The organism is Blautia sp. MSJ-19 (assembly GCF_018918125.1).
In the GTDB taxonomy this organism is placed as follows: domain Bacteria; phylum Bacillota; class Clostridia; order Lachnospirales; family Lachnospiraceae; genus Blautia_A.
This window is the reverse complement of sequence record NZ_JAHLQA010000020.1, coordinates 1-6713: the sequence shown is the minus strand read 5'-3', so window position 1 is coordinate 6713 and position 6713 is coordinate 1. Positions and strand designations below refer to the sequence as shown.

Here is a 6713-nt window from a genome sequence, read left to right as displayed (position 1 = left end):
CTCCCTGGAGTGAAAAACTCCAATTTATCAAAGATCACAAGTAACTTGTAGTGAATTACTCCAACTCTCAAAAAGTTGGAGTGATTTTATATCTGACCGTAGGATTATTTGGCGGTTACGCTTGTCTGCCATCCTTCATGTAAACATTTCGTTTTAACAGACCCCGTTTTAAAATTATAAATTCTGTCAGCATTTTTTCTGGTATCTCCATTAATACCCAGACAATAACACAATGCCTTATGGTACACATCCTGATACCGTACTTCTTGTAATTTTTCATAGTAGAATTTTTCATGTGCATCACTGATAAAAATAATGTTTTCTGCTCCTAACGCTGTACTTTTCATTTTGAACCTCCTTGAAATAAAAAAGGACCTTACCAATTGTTCTACCAATTAATAAGGTCATACTATATGTTACTTTTCTAAATTCGTGCTAGGGATTCCTCTTTAGTAAAAACTTAGTAAAACATCCCTACTGGTTCAAAAATATACTGTAAAATCAAGGTTTTTCAGAATTTTGCTAAGGTAGTGCCATGGCAGACAAATAGTATTTTTATCATTGTTCTTATATCTCCTTGTTTCTTTTCAAGTCCTTGTTTTTACTGCATTTGTCAGCTTTTAACAAATTCCCGTTTGTCTTATATCTTTTCACAATTTCTTATAATTTCTGTGACGTTTGGTACAAAAATTGGTACATTTCTCTTAAATCTGGAACACCATAATATTTTCCACTTTTTCACGGCATAAATAATATAATTTTAGAAATTGACAACCTTTGAAGATTGCGAATTTACACGCTTTTCTAGCTGTTTCAATTCTTGCTGTGCATCTTCCAGACCTAAATGTGTATACACATTCAATGTCACACTAATATCTGAATGTCCCATTAAATATTGCAACGTCTTAGCACTGATACCACTTCTAGCCATATTAGAACAATATGTATGTCTGCATACATGTGGCGTAACTGTAGGCATCTGCACTTTGTAAATACTGTTGTACTTCTGACATATATGCTTGAAATAGTGCGCCCAATGTAGCCCAACTGACGGATTCCCGTTTTTATCCAAATACAAGAAACCGCTTTTACCGTCTATCATAGGCTCTATGCGTGGCTTCTCCCGTTCTTCAATTATCTTTCTGAAATGTTCCTCAACTTCTTTTGTCATTGGAAGAACTCTCTTTCCTGCACTCGTTTTGGTCGGAACAATAATATATTCTCCCTCCCGTGTCCGCTGTAACTGATTATTGACAGAAAACGTATGATCGTCAAAATTTATATCATGCACTGTCAGACCACAAAATTCACTGATTCTCAAGCCAGTCTTAAAAAGAATGGCTATCCCGTCATAATATTTACTGAAATGCCTGTCCTCTTTTACAAAGTTTAAAAATAATCTCTGCTCCCGTGGTTTCAATGCTTCTCTCTGTACACTGTCATTAATCAAAACTTTTGCCAGTTCAAAATTAAATGGATTGTAGCCGATCTCCTCGTCTTCAAATGCCATCTGAAAAGCAGGACGCAAGACACCACGTATAGAATGTATTGCACTGTAGCTTCTCCCATTTTCCTGTAGCTTGATTAAGAAAATCTTTGCATCAGAGAACTTAACTTTATCAATTTGCTTATGTCCAAATTCTTCTCTTTCCAGTATATTCTGCACTGTTTTATAACCAGCTTTTGTATTATGCGTCACACCCGTTTTAGTAGTTATATAACGCTCTACAAGCTCACAGACAGTCGTTTCTGTAGGAAATATTCCCTTGCATATTTGTACCTGTAATTCCTGTTCCTGCGCTCTCAAAGAGGGTGTCACTTTCTTTCCCGGTGGTGTTACATCTGCATTGGTTAATCTCCAACTTCTTATAATACGGCGTTTTCCCATATTGTCTGTATACCGATATGAATACCTCCCGTCTTTTTCCTGATGTTCTCCTGTTTTCAATACTCTTCCTTTAGTATCACGTCTCTTTTCGCTCATAATGATTCCTTTCTTCCAAGCTGAAAAGAATGTGACATAACATTGATTTCAGTATGCCATGCCACACTCCCGCTGTCAACAATTCACTCACAATTTCAAATGGCATCTAAGGAATCTATGAACTTTTCAAACAAGACACGCTTTATTTGAATACGATTTCCATTACGCAAAAGATATTTAGCATTTGGGTTATCATGTACCAATTTCCTTAATTTTGTTTCTCCAATGCGAAAATACTCCGATGCTTCTTCAATAGTCAACGTGTACTGATTCCAATACGGTATACAATTTATATTTTCCATCCTAATCCTCTTTTCTCCATAGTTAAGCCGATAACTACCGATATTATCGCTATATTTTTTCATAATTGCTTTTTATTTTCCGTTGTAAACACGGGCATTACCGTAATATGTGTTTACTTTTCCTCTGTTTTCATGCCCTGTAAACCCTATATTTCCGTACCTTTTCACGTATTTTAAAAAGCAAAAACGTTTTGACAACCAATAGATATTTTTTACTTATATGATAGAAAAACCCCTTGTTACCGCCTTTTTATACTTTTCAGACAATATCCCCAAGGAAAACGGGGACTATCTGATTAAGCAATATCTGTACGCTCATATTTTTTTCACATGCTATCCATTCCGTAAATAAAGACGGCACTGTGTTGTACAAATTCAAAAGCCTGTCCCTGTTATCACACCACTTCCAGAATTGCCTTATCACATTATTTGATACTAAATCCGTATTTCTAACTTCTTCTTTTGGTGTTGGAATGTGACACGAAAACTGATCACGAGTATTAACTATATTTGTCTTTACATGGGTTGTTATTACCGCTTTGCCTAATAACACTTTCTGCAAATCAAGATAATCTTCCGAACTGCAACACTTATAGTAAAAGAACCTGCTGCCACTTCTTATCTCTAAAATAACAATTTCTCTGTCATCTTCACGCACCATAATAGGAAATGCAAAATAACGACCAGAAAAAGCTTTAATATAATCTCTCATTTGCATATTTACGGATTGCTCCATTGCCATTAAATTACAAACACAGTTATTCCAATTATCTGCATTCACATGGGCACAATCATTTCCCGTTCCCATGCTACGGACTGCCTCTGGAATCCTGTGTATAAAACCCTCATAGTCATACTCTTGATAATACATATATACAAATCTCGATAAGTTCATTAGCATATACCCCTTGCGTCCATGCTTGTAATGAATTTGTACTCTTTGCCTACTTCCTTTATTAGGAGCTGGAATACAGATACTTCTGTCTACTAACATTGAATACAGTTTCTCCGAATAATCTTGTATATTTATATGCCCGTTTCGGCATGTAAGTATATATTTTTCTCTTGGATTATTAGGACGGTTTATTATCTCTACCCATTTTTCCCCACTTTCTCTTGGCGCAAACAGATTTTTTTCTCGTAAATCCATTAGATTATCGCTATAGCAAGAAGAATCTACTAAATCAATCCTCTTGTAATCAAGCTTATCTACTGGAATATTATGATAATATGCATATACATATTTTCTCAATGACACACTATTTTGTCCGTTCTTCTCTGTGAATTTCAGCAATCTTCTTTCATGTCGCTTTCTGTCACAGACCAATGCGCCTGTAATTTCCATTTTGTCGATAATCGATTTTAGTAAGGCTTCATCATAGTTTACTATTTCCTTATGCTCGCTCTTCACGTGTTCGATGCAAAAGCATAGCTCGTTATCATACACTGTTTCGTATATGATAATTGTGTTATTAGCCGTTGTATATATTATATCTGGATTCAATCATCACTCCCCCTTTCCATAATTACAGGAGACACTACGCAAGTATCAATCAATTCTTCCATACAGTCACAACACAAATTCAACTGGATTTTGGAACCATCATATTTTGTTCCATATCCGCAGATACCATTGATAGAAAAATTCTCCTGTCTATCCCATATATCCATTTCCTTACCACACTTATTGCATTGCATTCTTACTCACTCCCATCATCTTTTGGATAAACTCTCCAATTCTTAAAGCACAATCATCACAAATCTGTATATCTCCAACTGGCATTTCCAAACCATGATAAATTTCACTGAATTGGATTCTATAACTTGTAATTCCGCAGTCTTCACCGCATACATCACATATAATCTCTTGTTTCATTGGCTACCTCCGCTTTGCTTTCACTGCATATTCTCCGAAGAAGAAAAGCAATTCTTAGTACTTATAGGTGCTAACCTTTTGACACACAGCTGATTAAATCTCTTTTTGGCAACGTCAAAAAATACGAGTAAAATCAAATGTGCCAAAAGCACAGTAATAACCGCATTTTCAGCACATTTTTCAAGGATTTTTATTATTTGATGTTCCCATAATAGCCGTGTTTTTGACTGCAATATTGTTGCGTCAAAAAGTACGAGCACAATTTACTCTTTGAAAAACAGTTTTAACACCTCAACACGTCCTCCATTAGAACCAACATACAATATCTCTGGATTAACACATATCTTAGCTTTTGTGGTGTCCAGTCCGTTGTATGTAAATGCACAGAATTTTTGTTTTTTCCCACGCACATCGAACTCCACCGCATCATAAATCTTTTTCAGTTTGCTTATATTAGATGTATTTTTATATCCGATATAGGAACAAAAATCTTCCATTGTGATAAGCTGTATGTTATCCAGTTCTGTTTCTAACGGATTCTTACAAAGAACATTCCACTCTCTGTTGATAAGTGGAATTAACTGAAACAAATACCCCAGATGATTATGATTCTTTCCTTTAGCTGATTTGTATAACGCCCGTACTCCGTTAAAATAAAACTGCTGATATTCAACAGCTGTTTTGTTTTTTAATTTTCCTCGCTTAAATATACTGTCATTCAACCAAAGTGAACCATTTTCGTCTTCTCGCACATACTTGTCCTTAACACTTTCCCAGAATCTTTCACTGGTTCTTTTGGATACACCTAATATCTTAGGCAGATCACATCGTTTAATTGCCGTTTTGGATTTAATACTGGCAACTAAGGAATTATTGTAATCTGCATATGTACTAAGATAAATGAGTTTCGTGACAATCGACGGTGGTAAATCCGAAAAATCAAAAGTCGCATTTACAAAGATGTATTTTTCTCCTTTGCTTCTGTATCTGCCCTCACGCTTTTTTCGCATTTCACATCTACGTTTTCTTTCTTCTGCCGGAACTATTACGTCTCCGCTCTTTATCACTCCTACTATTACACCTGTTTCGTTATCTACTATCGAATATTCACACATTTTTCTGAAACACTTCCTTTCCACATTAGAATAAATAAAACTAGTATTCTATTTTTCTTGAATATTCAACATGGCATTTATGGTATCACTTGCTTTATATTTTTTTCGGATATCTTCGAGTATCATTTGATGCCGTATTAACTGAATTTTGTCCTCATCACTGGTTCTTCCAGAATAGTATTTAATCCATTTTTCACTATTGGCATATCTCACGCAATCCTTATGTGACCACTGCGGATGTAGCCCACGCACTATTTCTTCATCTTCTTTTACAAATATTTCCCCATGTTTATCAAAATATCTTTTTTCTTTTTTAAAGTGCTCTTCGTTTTCTCCACGTTCTACAATATTAGCCAGTTGGGCAATTATTTTTATAAAACCGCGAGCCTGTGGTGCTTCTATAGTATTTGCGGTTTTGGCAAGATTCACTAACATTTCTGCTACTTCTGCTTTTTGTCGTTGATATATTCCCTCTTCTCCCAAAAGATGTTTTTCAAAAACTTCATTAATTATTTTTTTGACTCTTAAAACTCCATCTTCTCCAACGTCATCATACCATTCTTTTACAACAGCAATAGCCTCATCATCTGATATGCTATATTTAGTCCCGTCCTCCGCAAGATTATTAAAATTATCTACATCCACAGCTCGTACTCGTTCGGAATATCCATTGAGTTTTCTATTTATAAACTTAAACCACTTGACAATAATGTCCCCGTCAAGCAAAGTGTCTTTAACAAGCTGTTTGGCAAGCATACAAGCCACACAATACTCTGCATCTCGATTATGTTCTTTGATTGCATCTATCAAATTTTCACATTCAAGACTAACACCTGTATTGTCTTCCTGTTCAAATTCCATCTGCGAATCTTCTGCATGAAGTACACGTCCATAAACAGATACATATATCGGACACATAATAAGTTCGTCAATTCCATCTTCAAGTCTATAATACTTTCTTGCAACACAGTAATGATGTGAATTTTTACTCATGACTTCAATCTTTTTAAGCGGCATGTATGCTTCAATGTTTTCATTTGCTTCTTCAAGAGATTCTGCTCTTCCTATCGCAAGCGGTATACTACTAATATCATACAAAGCAATTTCCACTAAAGGATACTTCGAAAACACGCTTTTATAGATATCATATGCTTTTTCTGGATTGCCCCCACTTTGTCTATGATATATGTCACTACTTATAGAAATTATAATCTTATGATTTCCATATTCTTGATTGTATGTAATATAATCATAATATTCCTTTATCAAAGTTGACGTCTCTTCCGAAATATCACACCCATTGGTAATAAGTCGAAGGTAAACGGTGCAACCCGAGTACCTTTACAAATTAGATGCCGTTTTTACGGCATGCTTATTTCTGAGTTTCTGTTTTTACTGGTTTCCGTATGTGTGTTGGCAGTTCTGGTGACCATGGC

Annotated in this window: 7 protein-coding genes and 1 pseudogene; all 8 read right to left on the bottom strand. The window is 35.3% G+C overall.

The annotated features are described in order from the left end of the window. Nucleotides 1–107 precede the first annotated feature (107 nt). Nucleotides 108–347, bottom strand: a pseudogene (locus KQI91_RS08545) (DUF6075 family protein); the annotation flags it as partial. A gap of 413 nt (nucleotides 348–760) precedes the next feature. Next, nucleotides 761–1984, bottom strand: a complete 1224-nt coding sequence (locus KQI91_RS08540) for an integrase DNA-binding domain-containing protein (RefSeq protein ID WP_216392410.1) — start codon at nucleotides 1982–1984, stop codon at nucleotides 761–763. A 95-nt stretch (nucleotides 1985–2079) separates the two neighbouring features. Continuing rightward, nucleotides 2080–2286: an excisionase gene (locus KQI91_RS08535; protein ID WP_216392409.1), complete on the bottom strand. Its 207-nt coding sequence runs from the start codon at nucleotides 2284–2286 to the stop codon at nucleotides 2080–2082. 259 nt (nucleotides 2287–2545) lie between these two features. Then, complete coding sequence (locus KQI91_RS08530) at nucleotides 2546–3790, bottom strand: hypothetical protein (RefSeq protein ID WP_216392408.1); 1245 nt, start codon at nucleotides 3788–3790, stop codon at nucleotides 2546–2548. Then, the gene (locus KQI91_RS08525) at nucleotides 3787–3957 is read right to left on the bottom strand and encodes a hypothetical protein (protein WP_161285295.1); all 171 of its coding nucleotides are present in this window, start codon (nucleotides 3955–3957) and stop codon (nucleotides 3787–3789) included. Before KQI91_RS08525 ends, KQI91_RS08530 begins: the two co-directional genes overlap by 4 nt. A 13-nt stretch (nucleotides 3958–3970) precedes the next feature. Continuing rightward, the gene (locus KQI91_RS08520; protein ID WP_216392407.1) at nucleotides 3971–4162 is read right to left on the bottom strand and encodes a hypothetical protein; all 192 of its coding nucleotides are present in this window, start codon (nucleotides 4160–4162) and stop codon (nucleotides 3971–3973) included. Between the two features lie 263 nt (nucleotides 4163–4425). Further along, nucleotides 4426–5277 carry a hypothetical protein gene (locus KQI91_RS08515; RefSeq protein WP_216392406.1) on the bottom strand — a complete coding sequence of 284 codons (852 nt, stop codon included), beginning with the start codon at nucleotides 5275–5277 and terminating at the stop codon, nucleotides 4426–4428. A gap of 48 nt (nucleotides 5278–5325) precedes the next feature. After that, on the bottom strand, nucleotides 5326–6546 hold the full coding sequence (locus KQI91_RS08510; protein ID WP_216392405.1) for a hypothetical protein: 1221 nt from the start codon (nucleotides 6544–6546) through the stop codon (nucleotides 5326–5328). Nucleotides 6547–6713 lie beyond the last annotated feature (167 nt).